The 17,142-nt window shown below is 59.2% G+C and carries 15 protein-coding genes; 14 read left to right on the top strand and 1 reads right to left on the bottom strand.

Annotation, left to right across the window (positions count from 1 at the left end; translation table 11 throughout):
• Window positions 1-48 precede the first annotated feature (48 nt).
• Window positions 49-840, bottom strand: coding sequence for a phenylalanine 4-monooxygenase (gene phhA / locus CPH89_RS01470; protein WP_053257326.1), 792 nt, complete (start codon window positions 838-840; stop codon window positions 49-51).
• A gap of 258 nt (window positions 841-1,098) precedes the next feature.
• On the opposite strand from phhA, the gene CPH89_RS01465 reads away from it, so the two are divergent.
• From CPH89_RS01465 to CPH89_RS01400, 14 genes are all read left to right on the top strand, one after another.
• A complete protein-coding gene (locus tag CPH89_RS01465; RefSeq protein WP_053257325.1) occupies window positions 1,099-2,661 on the top strand; it encodes a sigma-54-dependent transcriptional regulator in 1,563 nt (520 codons plus the stop codon).
• A gap of 269 nt (window positions 2,662-2,930) precedes the next feature.
• Window positions 2,931-3,671, top strand: coding sequence for a flagellar basal body rod protein FlgF (locus CPH89_RS01460; protein ID WP_053257324.1), 741 nt, complete (start codon window positions 2,931-2,933; stop codon window positions 3,669-3,671).
• 69 nt (window positions 3,672-3,740) lie between these two features.
• Entirely contained in the window at window positions 3,741-4,526 is a 786-nt protein-coding gene (flgG, locus tag CPH89_RS01455; RefSeq protein ID WP_053257323.1) for a flagellar basal-body rod protein FlgG, read from the top strand.
• Window positions 4,527-4,579: 53 nt separating this feature from the next.
• On the top strand, window positions 4,580-5,275 hold the full coding sequence (flgH, locus tag CPH89_RS01450) for a flagellar basal body L-ring protein FlgH (protein WP_053257322.1): 696 nt from the start codon (window positions 4,580-4,582) through the stop codon (window positions 5,273-5,275).
• 27 nt (window positions 5,276-5,302) lie between these two features.
• Window positions 5,303-6,391, top strand: a complete 1,089-nt coding sequence (locus CPH89_RS01445) for a flagellar basal body P-ring protein FlgI (protein WP_162232029.1) — start codon at window positions 5,303-5,305, stop codon at window positions 6,389-6,391.
• Between the two features lie 10 nt (window positions 6,392-6,401).
• Window positions 6,402-7,661 (top strand): flagellar assembly peptidoglycan hydrolase FlgJ, encoded by a 1,260-nt coding sequence (gene flgJ, locus CPH89_RS01440; protein ID WP_053257320.1) that lies wholly within the window; start codon window positions 6,402-6,404, stop codon window positions 7,659-7,661.
• Window positions 7,662-7,671: 10 nt separating this feature from the next.
• The gene (gene flgK, locus CPH89_RS01435) at window positions 7,672-9,708 is read left to right on the top strand and encodes a flagellar hook-associated protein FlgK (protein WP_053257319.1); all 2,037 of its coding nucleotides are present in this window, start codon (window positions 7,672-7,674) and stop codon (window positions 9,706-9,708) included.
• 14 nt (window positions 9,709-9,722) lie between these two features.
• Window positions 9,723-11,306 (top strand): flagellar hook-associated protein 3, encoded by a 1,584-nt coding sequence (locus tag CPH89_RS01430; RefSeq protein ID WP_053257318.1) that lies wholly within the window; start codon window positions 9,723-9,725, stop codon window positions 11,304-11,306.
• A gap of 276 nt (window positions 11,307-11,582) precedes the next feature.
• On the top strand, window positions 11,583-12,512 hold the full coding sequence (locus tag CPH89_RS01425; RefSeq protein ID WP_053257317.1) for a ketoacyl-ACP synthase III: 930 nt from the start codon (window positions 11,583-11,585) through the stop codon (window positions 12,510-12,512).
• 265 nt (window positions 12,513-12,777) lie between these two features.
• Window positions 12,778-14,223 (top strand): flagellin N-terminal helical domain-containing protein, encoded by a 1,446-nt coding sequence (locus CPH89_RS01420; protein WP_053257316.1) that lies wholly within the window; start codon window positions 12,778-12,780, stop codon window positions 14,221-14,223.
• Window positions 14,224-14,298: 75 nt separating this feature from the next.
• Window positions 14,299-14,658, top strand: coding sequence for a flagellar protein FlaG (locus tag CPH89_RS01415; protein ID WP_053257315.1), 360 nt, complete (start codon window positions 14,299-14,301; stop codon window positions 14,656-14,658).
• Window positions 14,659-14,738: 80 nt separating this feature from the next.
• A complete protein-coding gene (fliD, locus tag CPH89_RS01410) occupies window positions 14,739-16,151 on the top strand; it encodes a flagellar filament capping protein FliD (RefSeq protein WP_053257314.1) in 1,413 nt (470 codons plus the stop codon).
• Window positions 16,152-16,295: 144 nt separating this feature from the next.
• Window positions 16,296-16,685, top strand: coding sequence for a flagellar export chaperone FliS (fliS, locus tag CPH89_RS01405; RefSeq protein ID WP_053257313.1), 390 nt, complete (start codon window positions 16,296-16,298; stop codon window positions 16,683-16,685).
• A gap of 24 nt (window positions 16,686-16,709) precedes the next feature.
• Window positions 16,710-17,006, top strand: a complete 297-nt coding sequence (locus CPH89_RS01400) for a flagellar protein FliT (protein ID WP_053257312.1) — start codon at window positions 16,710-16,712, stop codon at window positions 17,004-17,006.
• The last annotated feature ends 136 nt before the right edge of the window (window positions 17,007-17,142 follow it).

The following is a 17,142-nucleotide window of genomic DNA, read 5'->3' as shown; positions in this document are numbered from 1 at the left end:
GCAACGCGGGGCCGGGGAACAGACTCACCTGGCCTCAAAACCTAAGGTTCACGCCGCTTTGGGTTTGGGTGGGAATTTGGGGGCGTGAAGACCCAACTGCATCCCGCGCTCGACCATGCCCATGATGTCTTCCTGCGCCACTTCGAACAGGCGCTTGAGCTCGGGCAGTACGAAGTACAGCGGTTGCAGGATGTCGATACGGTACGGCGTGCGCATGGCTTCCAGCGGGTCGAAGGCTTGATGCTCGGGCTCATCCGACAGGCAATACACGCTCTCCTTGGGCGACGACAAAATGCCGCCACCGTAGATGCGCCGACCTTGCGGCGTATCCACCAGGCCAAACTCGATGGTCATCCAGTACAGGCGCGCCAGGTACACCCGTTGTTCCTTGGTTGCTGCCAGGCCGAGCTTGCCGTAGGTGTGGGTGAATTCGGCAAACCAGGGGTTGGTCAGCAGCGGGCAATGGCCGAAGATCTCGTGGAAAATATCCGGCTCTTGCAGGTAGTCCAGTTCTTCACGGGTACGAATAAAGGTCGCCACGGGAAACTGTTTGCTGGCGAGCAATTCGAAGAAGGTCTGGAAGGGGATCAGCGCCGGCACGCGGGCAACTTGCCAGCCGGTGGTTTCGGCCAGCACTTGGTTGATTTCAGCCAGTTGCGGAATGCGGTCCAGGGGCAGGCCGAGCTTGTCGATGCCGTCCAGGTATTCCTGGCAGGCGCGACCTTCGATGACTTTCAGCTGGCGAGTGATCAGGGTGTTCCACACCGCATGTTCTTCTGGCGGGTAGTGGATAAAACCTTGCGCATCGGGCTCGCGGGCCACGTATTGCGTCTGCTTCATACGGCTCTCCTGCTTAGGCATTCGTTCTTGTTATGTGCGGCGTATGCCCTATTGATAACGCGGAAGACGGCGGATTCCATCCGGCTCTGGCCTGACCCTGTAGGAAAAGTTACTGAATTCCGTAAAGTATTCGTTACGATCCCGCGGGTCTTCTGTGTCTTGGGCTGTGAAAAGTGCACGCACTGTCACATAATCTTGACGACTATCTGCGCCCAGCGGCAAAAAGACGCGGCGCCTTCCCACCTTTCGGGCCTTTTCATGCGTATCAAAGTGCACTGCCAGAACCGCATCGGCATCCTGCGGGACATCCTCAACCTGTTGGTGGAGTACGGCGTCAACGTCGCCAAAGGCGAAGTGGGCGGTGAGCATGGCAACGCGATTTACCTGTTTTGCCCCAACTTGGTGAACATGCAGTTCCAGGCATTGCGCCCGCAATTCGAAGCGATTGCCGGGGTTTTTGGCGTCAAACGGGTAGGGCTGATGCCCAGCGAGCGTCGGCATATGGAGCTCAACGCGTTGCTCGGTGCGCTGGAGTTTCCGGTGCTGTCCATCGACATGGGCGGCTCCATCGTCGCCGCCAACCGTGCGGCGGCGCAGTTGCTCGGGGTGCGGGTCGACGAGGTGCCGGGGATTCCATTGTCGCGTTATGCCGAGGACTTCGACCTGCCGGAGCTGGTGCGCGCGAGCAAGTCGCGGATCAACGGCTTGCGGGTCAAGGTCAAGGGCGACGTATTCCTGGCGGACATCGCGCCGCTGCAATCTTCCGAGCACGATGACAGTGAAGCCATGGCCGGCGCGGTGCTGACCCTGCACCGCGCTGACCGGGTGGGGGAGCGTATCTACAATGTGCGCAAGCAGGAGCTGCGCGGTTTCGACAGTATTTTCCAGAGCTCCAAGGTCATGGCGGCGGTGGTTCGTGAGGCACGGCGCATGGCGCCCTTGGATGCGCCGCTATTAATAGAAGGCGAAACCGGCACTGGCAAAGAGTTGCTGGCGCGCGCCTGCCACCTGGCCAGCCCACGTGGGCAATCGCCGTTGATGGCACTCAACTGCGCCGGGCTGCCAGAGTCCATGGCGGAGACCGAGCTGTTTGGTTATGGCCCCGGCGCGTTCGAAGGCGCCCGTGCGGAAGGCAAGCTCGGGCTGCTGGAACTCACGGCGGGCGGTACGTTGTTTCTCGATGGCGTGGGGGAAATGAGCGCGAGGTTGCAGGTGAAGTTGCTGCGTTTTCTGCAGGACGGTTGCTTTCGCCGAGTGGGCAGCGACGAGGAGGTCTATCTGGATGTGCGCGTGATCTGCGCCACTCAGGTCGATTTGTCCGAACTGTGCGCCCGGGGTGAGTTTCGCCAAGACCTGTATCACCGCCTGAATGTGCTGTCGTTGCACATCCCACCCTTGCGTGAATGCCTGGATGGTTTGGCGCCGCTGGTTGAGCATTTTCTCGATCAAGCCAGCCGGCAGATTGGTTGCCCACTGCCCAAGTTGGCACCGGCGGCCATGGATCGACTCAGTCATTACCATTGGCCGGGTAATGTGCGGCAGTTGGAAAACGTGCTGTTTCAGGCGGTGTCGTTGTGCGAGGGCGGCACGGTCAAGGCGGAGCATATTCGCTTGCCGGATTACGGGGTGCGTCAGCCGCTTGGCGATTTTTCGTTGGAGGGCGGGTTGGACAACATCGTCGGGCGTTTCGAAAAAGCAGTACTGGAAGCCTTGTATGCCGAGCACCCGAGCAGCCGTCAGTTAGGCAAGCGCCTCGGTGTGTCCCACACCACCATCGCCAATAAATTGCGTGATTACGGCATTCTTAAGGGCGATAAATAAGGCACCAGGCTAAACACGGTTTAAAACTGTGGGAGCAGGCAAGCCAGCTCCCGCATTTGTTATTTGTCATCTTCAAGGCCTGTGCTTGCCGCAGGCGGCAGTAGTCCGCCGTTTTTTCGACTCTCTCCAGGCCTTGAAATCCTCCTGCCTGCCCGCAAACCCCCGCGCTGCCTGGACTTTCCTGTCTTTTTGAAAGTTGGTTCGCAAATTGCTTAAGCCTCATCAGTACAACGGTGGGCGGCAAGCGTCCGTCAGAAAGAGGATAGAGCGTGGACAAGTACCTTTATGTGGCAATGACCGGCGCCAGCCAGAATGCACTGGCGCAGAAGGCCCATGCCAACAATCTGGCGAACATCTCCACCAACGGTTTCCAGCGTGACCTTGAGCAGGCGCGTTCGATGCCGGTGTTTGGTGACAGCTTTCCGGCGCGTGCGTTTGCGATGACCGAACGGCCGGCCACCGATTTCTCCCCGGGCGCGATGATCGAAACCGGTCGTGACCTCGATGTGGCGGTTAACGGCAATGGCTGGATGGCCGTGCAAACCCCGGATGGCAGCGAAGCCTACGTACGCAGCGCCAGCATGAACGTCGATGCGTTGGGCGTGCTGCGTGCCGGTAACGGCATGCCGATCATGGGCAACGGTGGCCCGATTGCGGTGCCGCCCCAGCAAAAAATCGAAGTGGGTGCCGACGGCACCATCAGCATCCGCGCCATGGGCGAAGGCCCACGGGTGATGGCTGAAGTGGACCGCATCAAGCTGGTCCAGCCGGACCTCAAGAACATGACCAAAGGTCTGGACGGCACCATCCACACTAAGGATGGCCAGCCGGCCCAGGCCGACGCGAACGTGAAGTTGACCTCGGGCTTCCTGCAGGCGAGCAACGTCAATGCCGTTGAAGAAATGACCGCTGTGCTGTCGCTTTCCAAGCAGTTCGAGCTGCACATCAAGATGATGAACAGCGCCAAAGAAGACGACCAGGCCATGACCCGCGTATTGGCGATGAGCTGATAGCCGTCCCTGACTGAACACTAATTTTGCAGCGCAGCGCCAACAAACAGGCGCACGAAGGAGAACAGCATGCTTCCGGCTCTATGGGTTGCCAAAACAGGTTTGTCCGCCCAGGACACCAACCTGACGACCATTTCCAACAACTTGGCGAACGTATCGACCACGGGCTTCAAACGTGACCGCGCCGAGTTCCAGGACTTGCTCTATCAGATCAAGCGCCAGCCAGGCGCCCAGTCGACTCAGGACAGCGAGCTGCCGTCGGGCCTGCAACTGGGTACCGGTGTGCAAATCGTTGGCACCCAGAAGAACTTCACTGCCGGTAACCTGCAGCAAACCGGGCAGCCGCTGGACATGGCCATCAACGGCAAAGGTTTCTTCCAGATCCTGCAACCGGACGGCACCACCACCTACACCCGTGACGGCACGTTCCACCTGGACGCCAATGGCCAGGTCGTGACCGCCAACGGCTTTGCCTTGGAGCCGGCAATCGTCGTGCCCGCCAACGCCCAAACCTTCACCGTCGGCAACGACGGCACCGTATCGATCACCGTGGCCGGCAACCCGGCTTCGCAAGTGATCGGCAACCTGCAAACCGCCGACTTCATCAACCCGGCCGGCCTGCAAGCCATCGGTAACAACCTGTTCCTGGAGACCGCTTCCAGTGGCGCGCCGCAAATCGGCACCCCTGGCCTGAACGGTTTCGGGACCACCCTGCAAAGCACCCTGGAAACCTCCAACGTCAGCACGGTTGAGGAGATGGTCAACATGATCACCACCCAGCGCGCCTACGAGATGAACTCCAAGGTGATTTCCACCGCCGACCAGATGCTTTCGTTCGTAACGCAGAATCTGTAATCAAGTCTATGGGGCGCCTTCGACGGCGCCTGCAACACCGTGAGGTAAGGGTCATGAATCGCTATGTTTCTGTTCTGGCATTGAGTGGGATCGCCGTGCTCGCGGGCTGTGTCGCCCCGACGCCAAAACCCAATGACCCGTACTACGCGCCGGTGCTGCCGCGCACGCCGTTGCCTGCGGCGGCCAACAATGGCTCGATCTACCAGGCCGGTTTCGAACAGAACCTGTACAGCGACCGCAAGGCGTTCCGCGTGGGTGACATCATCACCATCACCCTGAACGAGAAAACCCAAGCCAGCAAAAACGCCAACTCGCAGGTGGGCAAGACCAGCAAGACGGGCATTGGCCTGACCTCGTTGTTCGGTGCCGTCCCCAATACCAATAACCCGTTGGGCAGTGGTGACCTGAGCTTGAGTGCCGGCTACAGCGGCGACCGCGCCACCAATGGCAAGAGCGCGGCAGGGCAGGGTAACAGCCTCACCGGTTCGATCACCGTGACCGTCGCGGATGTGTTACCCAACGGTATTATCGCCATCCGTGGCGAGAAGTGGATGACCCTCAATACCGGTGATGAGTTGGTGCGTATTGCCGGGATGGTGCGGGCCGATGACATTGCCACTGACAACACCGTGCCGTCGACACGCATTGCCGATGCACGCATTACCTACTCGGGTACAGGTTCGTTTGCTGATGCCAGTCAGCCGGGCTGGTTCGACCGTTTCTTCCTTAGCCCGCTGTTCCCTTTCTAGGTGACCACTTTGAAATTCAAACAGCTGATGGCGGCGGCACTCCTGCTTTCCTTAAGCGCTGTCGCCCAGGCCGAACGCCTCAAGGACATCGCGAGCATTTCCGGCGTGCGTTCCAACCAGTTGATCGGTTACGGCCTGGTGGTAGGGCTCAATGGCACGGGTGACCAGACCACCCAGACCCCGTTCACCCTGCAGACCTTCAACAACATGCTGTCGCAGTTCGGCATCAAGGTGCCGGCGGGCTCAGGCAACGTGCAGCTGAAAAACGTCGCCGCCGTGTCCATCAGTGCTGACTTGCCGGCGTTCGCCAAGCCGGGCCAGGTGGTGGACATCACCGTATCGTCGATCGGTAACTCGAAAAGCCTGCGCGGCGGCACGCTGTTGATGACGCCGCTCAAGGGTATCGACGGTAACGTCTATGCCATCGCCCAGGGCAACCTGGTGGTGGGCGGGTTTGATGCCGAGGGCCGTGACGGCTCGAAAATTACCGTGAACGTGCCGTCTGCCGGACGGATTCCTGGTGGTGCCATGGTGGAACGCACCGTGCCCAGCGGTTTCAACCAGGGCAATAGCCTGACGTTGAACCTCAACCGTTCCGACTTCACCACTGCCAAGCGCGTGGTCGACAAGATCAACGACATGCTCGGCCCAGGCGTGGCGCAGGCTATCGATGGCGGCTCGATCCGTGTGACCGCACCGTTGGACCCAAGCCAGCGTGTCGATTACTTGTCGATCCTGGAAAACCTTGAGGTCGACCCGGGCCAGGCGGTGGCCAAGGTCATCATCAACTCGCGTACCGGCACCATCGTGATCGGCCAGAACGTCAAAGTGTCGCCGGCGGCGGTGACCCATGGCAGCCTGACCGTGACCATCACCGAAGACCCCATCGTCAGCCAGCCTGGGCCATTGTCCAATGGCCAGACGGCGGTGGTGCCCCGCTCGCGGGTCAACGCTCAGCAAGAAGCCAAGCCGATGTTCAAGTTCGGCCCCGGCACCACCCTGGACGAGATTGTCCGCGCAGTGAACCAGGTGGGCGCGGCCCCAGGCGACTTGATGGCGATCCTCGAAGCTTTGAAACAGGCCGGCGCTTTGCAAGCCGACCTGATTGTGATCTGAGGCCATCGCCATGGACATGCGCAAGAGTGGGATCAGCAGCACGGCGGACTCGGGGTCTTACTCCGACTTGAACCGGCTTAACCAGCTCAAGGTCGGTGCCGACAAGAACAGCGATGGCAACATGCGCAAAGTGGCGCAGGAGTTCGAGTCGTTGTTCTTGAGCGAGATGCTCAAGTCCATGCGCTCGGCGACCGAGGCCCTGGGCAAGGACAACCCGCTGAACACCCCGGCGGCCAAGCAATATCAAGAAATGTACGACCAGCAGCTGGCGGTCTCGATGTCCCGCGAAGGCGGCGGTATCGGCTTGGCCGACGTGCTGATGCGGCAGATGCAGAAGAACAAACCGGTGGATGCCCAGGCCGCTACCTTGCAGGGCCCGGCGGCTGCCGAGCCGGTCAAGAAAGTGGACGTGCCGACGGAAATCGCGGCGGGTACCCAGGCGAATGGGCCGCTGGGTCGCTCCAACGGGCAGCGGCCTCTGTGGGCGTTCCGGGTGGCGGTGCCTGAAGGCACCAACAGCCATGCCAACGACGTGGCGCTGATGAACCAGCGCCGTATCTCCTTGCCAAGCAAGCTGACGGATCGCCTGCTCGTTGGCATCGTGCCAAACGCTGCCGCTACTACCACCCCGGCAAGCGCGCCACTGCGTAACAGTGTCGCCGCCGACACGGTGATCAACAGCTCGGCGCGCAGCTTTGCCGTACCGAGCGGGCGCATGCAAGTTTATGGGCGCGCTGTTGCCCAGCCACCCTTGGCACCGGCGAAGAAGGCCTTCAGCTCGCAGGATGAATTTGTCGCGACCATGCTGCCGATGGCCAAGGCGGCCGCCGCGCGTATCGGTGTTGATCCGAAGTACCTGGTGGCCCAGGCCGCACTGGAAACCGGTTGGGGTAAGTCGGTGATGCGCGCCGAAGACGGCAGCAGCAGCCACAACCTGTTCGGTATCAAGGCCGGGCAGAGTTGGCAGGGTGCCCAGGCCCGCGCAATCACCAGTGAGTTTCGCGATGGGGCGATGGTCAAGGAGACGGCGCATTTCCGTTCCTATAACTCTTACCAGGACAGCTTCCATGACCTGGTGACACTGCTGCAAAGCAATGATCGCTATAAAGAAGTTGTGAAATCAGCCGACAACCCGGAGCAGTTTGTACGCGAGTTGCAGAAAGCCGGTTATGCAACCGACCCGGCTTACGCCAGCAAGATTTCGCAGATCGCCAAAACGATGAACAGTTACCAGAATTACGCAGCCGCTGGCGCTACCACACATTTATAAGGTCTGAATCATGAGTTTGCTCAGTATCGGGATGTCAGGGCTCAACGCCGCTCAAGGATCGCTGTCGGTCTTGAGTAACAACATTGCCAACGTCAACACCCCGGGATACTCGCGTCAGCAGACCACTCAGAACGCCAATGCCAGCAACCCCTATGGCGGTGTGTTTATCGGCAGCGGCACCACGCTGGCGGATGTGCGCCGCATTTATAACGATTTTTTGGGCGCCGCCTATCAGAGCAGCACGGCGCTCAATAGCGATGCCACTGCCTATGCAGGCCAGGCCGCTGCGATTGACAAGACCCTGTCGGACAAGTCCACCGGCATGTCTGCGGTGCTCAGCGCGTTTTTTGCCTCCCTGCAGACTGCCGCGGCAAACCCCAGCGATGTGTCCGCACGCCAACTGCTGGTGACCAGCGCTCAGACCTTGAGCAACCGTTTCAACGCGATTTCCACGCAATTGACTCAGCAGAAAGAAGGCATCAACGCCCAGTTGACCACCATGAGCGATCAGGTCAACAAGCTGACGTCGTCGATTGCGTCGCTGAACGGGCAGATTTCCCAGGCCCAGGGCACCTCGACCACCGCGCCGGCCAATCTGCTGGATGCGCGTAACGAGGCGGTACGTTCGCTCAACGAACTGATTGGTGTCACGGCCACCGAGAAGAACGGCCAGGTCAGCATCACCACCGGCACCGGTCAGTCGCTCGTCGAGGGTAATGTCGCCAACACGATTTCAGCCGTGCCCAGCAAGACCGACAACAGCCAGTACACTATCCAGCTGAACATGGGCGACACACCCATGGACATCGGTAATGTGGTTTCCGGCGGCAGCATTGGCGGCTTGTTGCGTTACCGCAGTGATGCGCTGATGCCGGCCATCAACGACCTGGGCCGCATTGCCATCGCCACGGCGGACAGCGTCAACAGCCAGTTGGGTCAGGGTTTGGACCTCAATAGCGATTTCGGTTCTTCGCTGTTCAGCGACATCAACAGTGCCGCAGCGATTGCTCAGCGTAGCCAGGCCGCCTCGGGCAACAGCGCAGGCTCCGGCAACCTGAACGTGACAATTGCCGACAGCAGCAAGCTGTCGACCTTCGACTACAAAGTCACCTTTACCAGCGGCAACCAGTACAACGTGGTGCGTTCCGATGGCAAAGCCATGGGCTCGTTCGACACCACCACCACGCCGCCGCCGGTGATCGACGGGTTCACCCTGGCCTTGAATGGCAAGGGGCCGGTCGCTGCCGGTGACAGCTTCAAGGTCAGCCCGACCGCCACGGGGGCGAGCAACATTGGTGTCGATCTCAAAGACCCGAACAAACTTGCATTCGCTGCGCCGTTGGCGGGAAATGCCAGCAAAACCAACACCGGCACCGGCGCGTTTACGCAACCGACCTTGACCGTGCCGATTGATATCAACGGCGGCGCCGCCACTGCGCAATTGCGTGCCGGGATTGAAAACTCAATGCCGGTGAAGATGGTGTTCGGCAAGCCTGCGGCAGACGGCACCCAGTCCTACACGGTCAACGACGCCCAGGGCAACGCAATCGGCACCGGCAGCATCATCCCGGGGCAGGGCAACAAGGTCACCGTCAATGTGCCGATGCGCGATGCGACTGGCACGTTGATTCCAGGCAAGAGTTTCAGCTTTGATACCACGGTGTCCGGTGCGCCCGCCAATGGCGACAGCACGACCTTTTCGTTCAATAGCGGCGCGACCTCCGATGGCCGCAACGCCCAGCAATTGTTGGGGTTGCAGACTAAAGCGACGGTCGGCGCGGTGGATGGCAACGCAGGCGTGAGCCTGGTCAGTGCCAATAGCCGGCTGGTGTCGCAAGTGGGCTCCAAGGCAGCCCAGGCCAACACCGACAGCACCGCCACCGGCGCCTTGCTGGCGGCGAACAAGGCGGCCAGCAACTCGGTGTCCCAGGTCAACCTGGATGAGGAAGCGGGCGACATGATCAAGTTCCAGCAGTACTACACCGCATCGTCGCAGATCATCAAGGCTGCGCAAGAAACCTTCAGCACACTGATTAACGCCCTTTAAAGGAGTCTGGAACGATGCGTATCTCTACACAGCAGTATTTCGACACCAGCTCCAGCAAGTATCAGGATAACTATTCGGGTGTGGTGAAGGCCCAGGACCAGGCGAGTTCCGGTGTGCGTGTGCAGACCGCTTCGGATGACCCGGTAGCCGCCGCCCAATTGTTGCTGCTGCAACAACAGAAAGACATGCTGGGGCAGTACAACGGCAATATCACGAGCTTGCAAAACTCGCTGACCAACGAAGAAAGTGTCCTGGCGAGCATCAACACCACCCTGCAAAGCGCGCAGGGCCTGGCATTGCAGGCCGGTAATCTCCACCTCAGCGATGATGACCGCAAGGCGATCGCGAGCCAGATAGGTGCGCTTGAAGACCAGGTGTTGGGCCTGCTCAACACCAAGGACTCCAGCGGCAACTACATGTTTTCCGGGACCAAGACCGACACGCCGCCCTACAGCCGTAACAACGATGGCACCTACACCTACCAGGGTGATGAGACGCCGCTGAGCCTGCAAGTGTCGAGCAACCTGACGGTCTCTGCGGGAGATACGGGCAAGACCTTGCTTGAGAGTTCTTCCAACACCGGCCGCACCCAGGCCACCCTGCTGCCGCCTGCGGTGAATGACGGCAAGGTCGCGATCTCGGCGGGCCTGATCACTTCCGGCACCGCTTACACCAAGAGTTTTTCCGATGGTCAGCCCTATAAATTGACCTTCTCCAGCAGCACCCAATACAGCGTGAGCGACAAGGACGGTAATGACGTTACCGCCGAGATCACCGGTAACGGCACGTTTGACTCCACCAAGGAAGGCGCTTCGAGCGTCAACCTGCGCGGCGTGAAATTCGATATCAGCTTGAACCTGGGGCCGGATGTCGCCTCGGGTGCGCCTGCGGATGCATTGGTGACGGGCAAGGCGTTCACCCTGGAAAGCAAGCCGGACACGTTCAGCAGCTCGCGTACGGCCAGCAACCCGTCCACGGCGCAACTGACCGGCGGCCGGGTCACGGATCAGCCGACCTACGCCAGTACCTTTCCCAACTCGGGTGCGGTGATCAAGTTCACCAGCGGCAATGCCTACGATGTGTATGCCCAGCCGTACACGCCGAACAGCAAGTCGATTGCCTCGGGCACCATGGCCACCGGCGCGACGTCGATTACCGCTGCCGGGGTGACGTTCGATGTGAGCGGTACGCCAGGGGCGGGTGATCAGTTTTCCATCGGTGCCACCAGCAACAAAAATATGAACGCCCTGGATACCTTGGGCCAACTGCGCAAGGCCTTGCTGGTCCCGGCGGATGGCAACCAGGTCGCCAAGAACAACCTCAAAGACGTGTTGAACACCACCATCGGCAACCTGACCAACGCTTCGGCGCAGATTGACCAGGTGCGTGGTTCGATTGGTGCGCGCCAGAATGCGCTGGATATTCAAGGCCAGGAAAACACCAGCCTGGGCTTGGCCAACACCTCCACCATGTCATCGCTGGCCAACGTCGATATGGGCCAGGCTGCCATTGACCTGACTTTGCAACAGACTATGCTGCAAGCCTCGCAACTGGCCTTCGTGAAAATCTCCCAGTTGAGCCTGTTCAGCCGGATGTAATCGGCGCTAGCACCAGCGGCCCAGCCTGGAAACAGGCTGGGCCGTTGTCGTTTCTGCTGCCGGGAATGTTGCAGGGTTTTGCACAAAGCGCACAAAATTGAGTGACCTGTGAGTCATAAAGCGCATCTTCACTGTATCGTGTGAAAAGGATAAGTCGTCGTCGGGTCTTTACGCGGCGGCTTTCAGCGAATTTTTATGGGGTTACCCCCTTTATTGTCAGCGCTCCCGGCGTAGCCCGAGGGGTGTTATCCAGCTATTTAGTATTGGGAAGCCACAATGATTGGCATAAAAAGCATCGCCAGTTACGTGCCGGCAGACGGGGTTGATAACTACGCCCAGGGCGCCAAATTCGCCAAGGATGAAGATTTCATCATCGGCAAGATCGGTTCGGCGTTCCTGCCGCGCAAGGATGCTGCGCAGGAAACCTCTGATCTGTGTGTCGAGGCAGTCAACGCGTTGTTTGCGGCTAACCCGGATTTGAAGCGCGAATCCATCGACGCGCTGATCGTTGTGACGCAAAACGGCGACGAAGAGGGTTTGCCCCACACCGCCGCCATCGTCCAGGACAAGCTGGGCCTGCCGACCCATGTGGCTGCGTTTGATATTTCCCTGGGCTGCTCCGGTTACGTCTACGGCATCTATGCGATGAAGGGCTTCATGGAAGCCACCGGCCTGAAAAACGGCCTGCTGATCACCGCCGACCCGTATTCGAAGATCGTCGACCCGGAAGACCGCAACACCACCATGCTGTTCGGCGATGCCGCCACCGCCACCTGGATGGGTGAAGACGCGCCTTGGTTGCTGGGCAAGTCGAAGTTCGGTACCGACGGGTCCGGCGCGCCGCACTTGAAGGTCAGCGACGGCGTGTTTTTCATGAACGGCCGCCAGGTGTTCAACTTCGCGTTGCTCAAGGTGCCGGCGCATTTGCACGAGCTGCTCAACGAGTCTGACCTCAAGGCTGACGAAATCGACGCGTTCTGCATCCACCAGGGCAGTGCGGCGATTGTCGACGCCGTCGCGCGGCGTTTCGAAGATGCGCCCGTGGAGAAGTTCATCAAGGACATGGTCGAGACCGGCAACACCGTGTCTTCGAGCATTCCGCTGCTGCTGGAAAAGCACATGATCGACGGCGACTGGAAGCGGGTTGCCATCAGCGGGTTCGGTGTAGGCCTGTCGTGGGGTTCGGCGATTCTCTATCGTCCGTGATGCCTTGATAGGTTGCACAAAAAAAACGCCCAGGCTTGAAAAAGCCTGGGCGTTTTTATTTGGCGCCAGAAACCCAGCATTTGCTGGGCATTGAGCTATCGTAAACGCTTGAATTACAAAGGGTGGCCCGGTGCTAGTAAAAAAAATCAAAAAAGTCCTCAAGCAACTTGCATTCACGACGATAACTATTACGAAGGTTCTCTAGGCCACACCCGGCGGTTGCCAGGGCCGGAAGCCGCAGTACACCACCCACGAGGATTTCGTCATGGCATTAACAGTAAACACCAACCTTGCTTCGTTGACCGTTCAGAACAACCTGAACAAGGCTTCCGGCGCCCTGCAAACCTCCATGCAGCGTCTGTCCTCCGGCCTGCGTATCAACAGCGCCAAAGACGATGCGGCCGGCCTGCAAATCTCCAACCGTCTGACCAGCCAAATCAACGGCCTGGGCGTTGCGATCAAAAACGCCAACGACGGCAGCTCGATTGCTCAGACCGCTGAAGGCGCCATGCAGCAGTCCACCAACATCCTGCAAAGCATGCGTACCCTGGCTCTGCAATCCGCCAACGGCTCGCCAAGCGCTGAAGACCGTAAGTCGAACCAGGCTCAATACGCTGCTCTGACTGCTGAATTGACCCGTATCGCTACCACCACTACGTTCGGTGGCAAGAACCTGCTGGACGGTTCGTTCGGTACGACTTCGTTCCAGGTCGGCGCCAACGCCAACCAGACCATCGACATGAGCATCGGTAACGTTGCCGCCAACAACATTGGTTCGCAGCAGCTGAAAACTCAATCCCTGACGCCTTCGGCAACAGGGATTGCCGGCGGCGCGATCACCGTTACCGGTGGTGGCCAGTCCGCAACCGTTACCCTGGCAGCTGGCGCTTCTGCCAAGCAGATCGCTGCTCAAATGAACGGCGCTGTCGGCGGCCTGGCTGCTACCGCCAGCACCGAAGCTCAGTTCACCGTGAACGCGGCTACCATTGGTGCGGCTACTCCTCCGAACGCTAACTTCACCCTGCAAGTGGGCAGCGGTGCAGCCGTTCAGTTCACTGGCGTGACCAAAACGTCCGACCTGGCTGACCAACTGAAGTCCAACGCTGCCAAGCTGGGCATCAGCGTTAACTACGATTCGTCGACCAACGCTCTGTCGGTCAAGTCCGACACCGGTGAGAACCTGACCTTCAACGCTGGTGACGGCGGTGCTGCTGGTATCTCGGTTGCAACCAAAGACGGCACCGGTACCTACGGTACTGCTACTGCACTGGCCGCCACCGCGATCATTGCTACCGGTGCTGTTTCGCTGAACTCCTCCAGCAGCTACGCGCTGAACGGCGCTGGTGTAGCCGGTGTGTTCGCTGCCGGTGCTGCTACCGCTGCCAACTCCACCAAAACCACCGTCAACAACACCGACGTTACTACCGCTGCCAACGCGCAAAACGCGATCGACGTGATCACCCAGGCGATCTCGGACATCGACTCGCAGCGTGCCGGCCTCGGTGCTGTACAAAACCGTTTCGACAACACCGTTGCCAACCTGCAGAGCATTGCAGACAACTCCAGCGCCGCTCGCGGTCAGATCCAGGACGTTGACTACGCTGCAGAAACTGCTCAGCTGACCAAGCAACAAACCCTGCAACAGGCTTCCACTGCGATCCTGTCCCAGGCCAACCAACTGCCTTCCGCTGTACTGAAGCTGCTTCAGTAATAGCCATCGGTAGATGACTGACGGAAGGGCGCGTTTACGTGCCCTTTTGTCTTTTGCGTGATGAGGAGACTGGACATGGACATGAGCGTCAAGTTGAACCTGTCTTATCCGGCAGCGGCGCCGCAAAGTGCTCCTGCTCCCGTAAGTACCGACCCGCAGAAAACCAAGGTGGACCCTACGGTCGCCACGGTCCAACCCAAGCAGGACTCGAAGCCGTCCGACCTTGAACAGGCGGTCACGGATATTCGCAAATTCGTCCAGGCTGCCCAGCGCAACCTGGACTTTTCCATTGATGACACCACCCATCAGGTGGTAGTCAAGGTCATTGCGACCGACAGCGGCGAGGTGATTCGGCAGATTCCTTCGGAAACTGCGTTGAAACTCGCACAAAGCCTTCACGACGCCAGCAGCGTATTGTTTGACGCCAAAGTCTGAGCTGGCATGAATTTTGTTGCTGAAGCTGCTTGAGGCGTCGTACGTCAAGAAAGCGCCAGCCCCGGATCAGGAGAACAGTCATGGGTGATATTACGGTTAGCGGCCCAGTTACGAACATCGATACCCAGTCGATCGTGACGGCATTGGTGAACGCGGAACAGGCACCCAAGCAGTCGCAGATCAACAAGCAGACGCAAACGTCGACCGCCCAGCTGTCCTCGATCGGCAAGATTCAAGCGGCACTGGATGCGTTCCGCGGCGCCATGGACAACATGGCCAAAGACGCCAGTATCGGCGGTTTGTCGGCAACGACCTCGGATAACAACGTATCGGCCATCACGCTGGGCGCCGGTGCCTCCGCGGGCAGCTACCAGTTGGTGGTCAATCAGTTGGCGACGGCCTCGAAGGTCGCTACCCAGACTTTTGCAGCCGGGGCGAAGGCTGTCGTCAATACCGGCACTACGTCGACCACCCTGGAGATCTCCCAGTCGGGCCAGAGCTATGGTGTGAGCGTTCCGCCAGGTGCGACGTTGCAGCAGGTGCGTGACTCGATCAACGCGCAATACAGCAGTGCTGGCTTGAGTGCCAACATCCTGACTGACGCCACCGGTTCCCGTTTGGTCATGACGTCGACCAATACCGGCGTCGGCACCGACATTACCCTCGGCGGTAACTCCGGCCTGGAAGCCGGAACCTCGGTTGTGACCGTGCCGCAGAACGCGAAGTACACCATTGACGGTACCGCTCAGGAATCCAAGAGCAATACCCTGGGCGACGCGATCAGTGGTGTGAGCATCAAGTTGACGGCAGTGTCGCCTCTGCCTGCCGGTTCTACAGATCCGTTACCCCCTGGCTCAACCGTTACGCGCCTGAGTTCGACCATTACCATCGCGCGAAGCACCGACACCCTCAAGAGTTCGGTCAAGGGCTTTGTCGACACCTATAACGCCCTGATGACCGCGATCAACACTGAGACCGCGGTGACCACCAATGCCGACGGTTCCATCACGTCGGCTGCGCTGACGGGCGACGCCACTCTGCGTACTCTGACCTCGGCCGTTCGTAGCGAACTGAACGCATTGGGTGGCACGGGCTCGTTGAAATCCCTGGCCCAGTTTGGTGTGAACACTGACCAGAAGACCGGCAAGCTGAGCATCGACGATAAGTTGTTCGGTGCCGCGATCGCGACCAACCCCACTGACATTGGCGGCATTTTCAACGGTGACAAGGGGCTGCTGGCACGGATGAAAACCGCGACCGACAGCTATGCGCTCAGTGGTACCGGGGTTCTCGCTACGCGTACATCAACGCTGTCGGCAAACATCAAGGACCTGCAAAACCAGCAGGACACCCTGACCGCGCGCATGGCGGCCTTGAAGACGAGCCTGACCGCCAAATACACCACGATGAACAACTTGGTCGCGCAGCTTACCAGTCAACGTTCCAGCGTCATGACCACGCTTAACGCGCTGAATAATCCGAAGACCAGTTGATCCTCAATGAGGCCGTCCGGCAATGTGCTTAACGTTGTCGGGCGTGACCTTCGCCAGACCATCGGCTTAAAGTTTTTTGCGACGCCGTCGACATAATAATCAGAGCCCATCTTTTTTAGCTGTTGCCTGTCACGAGGTAGAAACATGAATCCCATGAGAGCCCTTCGCCAATACCAGAAGGTCAATTCCCATGCCCAAGTCTCCGAGGCCAGCCCGCACCGTCTTGTTCAGATGTTGATGGAGGGCGCACTCGATCGCATGGCGCAGGCCAAGGGCGCCATGGCTCGTGGTGATATCGCGCAAAAAGGCCTGCTGCTGGGCAAGGCGATCGACATTCTGATCGGTTTGCGTGACGGCCTGAATCCGGAAAAAACCGATGATCCGGCGGCGTTGCAGCAACTGGATAACCTGTATGCCTACATGACCACGCGCTTGCTGGAAGCCAACAGCAAAAGCGATGTCGCCATGATCGACGAAGTAGCCGGCCTGATGATTACGCTCAAGGAAGGCTGGGACGGTATTGCAACACTGTAGGCCGCCAGGCCTGAGGATGATGTCATGAGCCACGCCCTGCAACGGATTGACGAAACCCGCGAAGCCTTGGTCGATGCATTGGCCGAACGTAACTGGGACGCTATCGGCGAACTGGATATGGGATGCCGTGCGGTGATTGATGAGGCGCTCAATAATGCGCCGGTGGACGAAGACGCCCTGCGGGAAAAACTGGAGAGTTTGCTGGCGGTATATCAGCAATTACTTGAGGTGACGACGGGCGAGCGCCAGGCGATTTTCGAAGAGATGTCGCAGATCAACCGAGCGGAAAGTGCGTCAAAGGTTTACCATCTGTTCGGCTGAATGGGCTCGGTTAGTCCGAACGGCGCGTCATATATTTGACTGTGCCAGCATTTTTGACTTAACTAGTGCTGTTTTCAGATTTCAGACGTCTAGTAAGGTAAGAAGTCTTACAAGCGTCTAGATTGCCCTCACTCTG

Origin of the sequence: Pseudomonas fluorescens, from assembly GCF_900215245.1 — a bacterium.
Classification (GTDB): domain Bacteria; phylum Pseudomonadota; class Gammaproteobacteria; order Pseudomonadales; family Pseudomonadaceae; genus Aquipseudomonas; species Aquipseudomonas fluorescens.
This window is presented reverse-complemented; position numbering and strand designations above follow the sequence as displayed.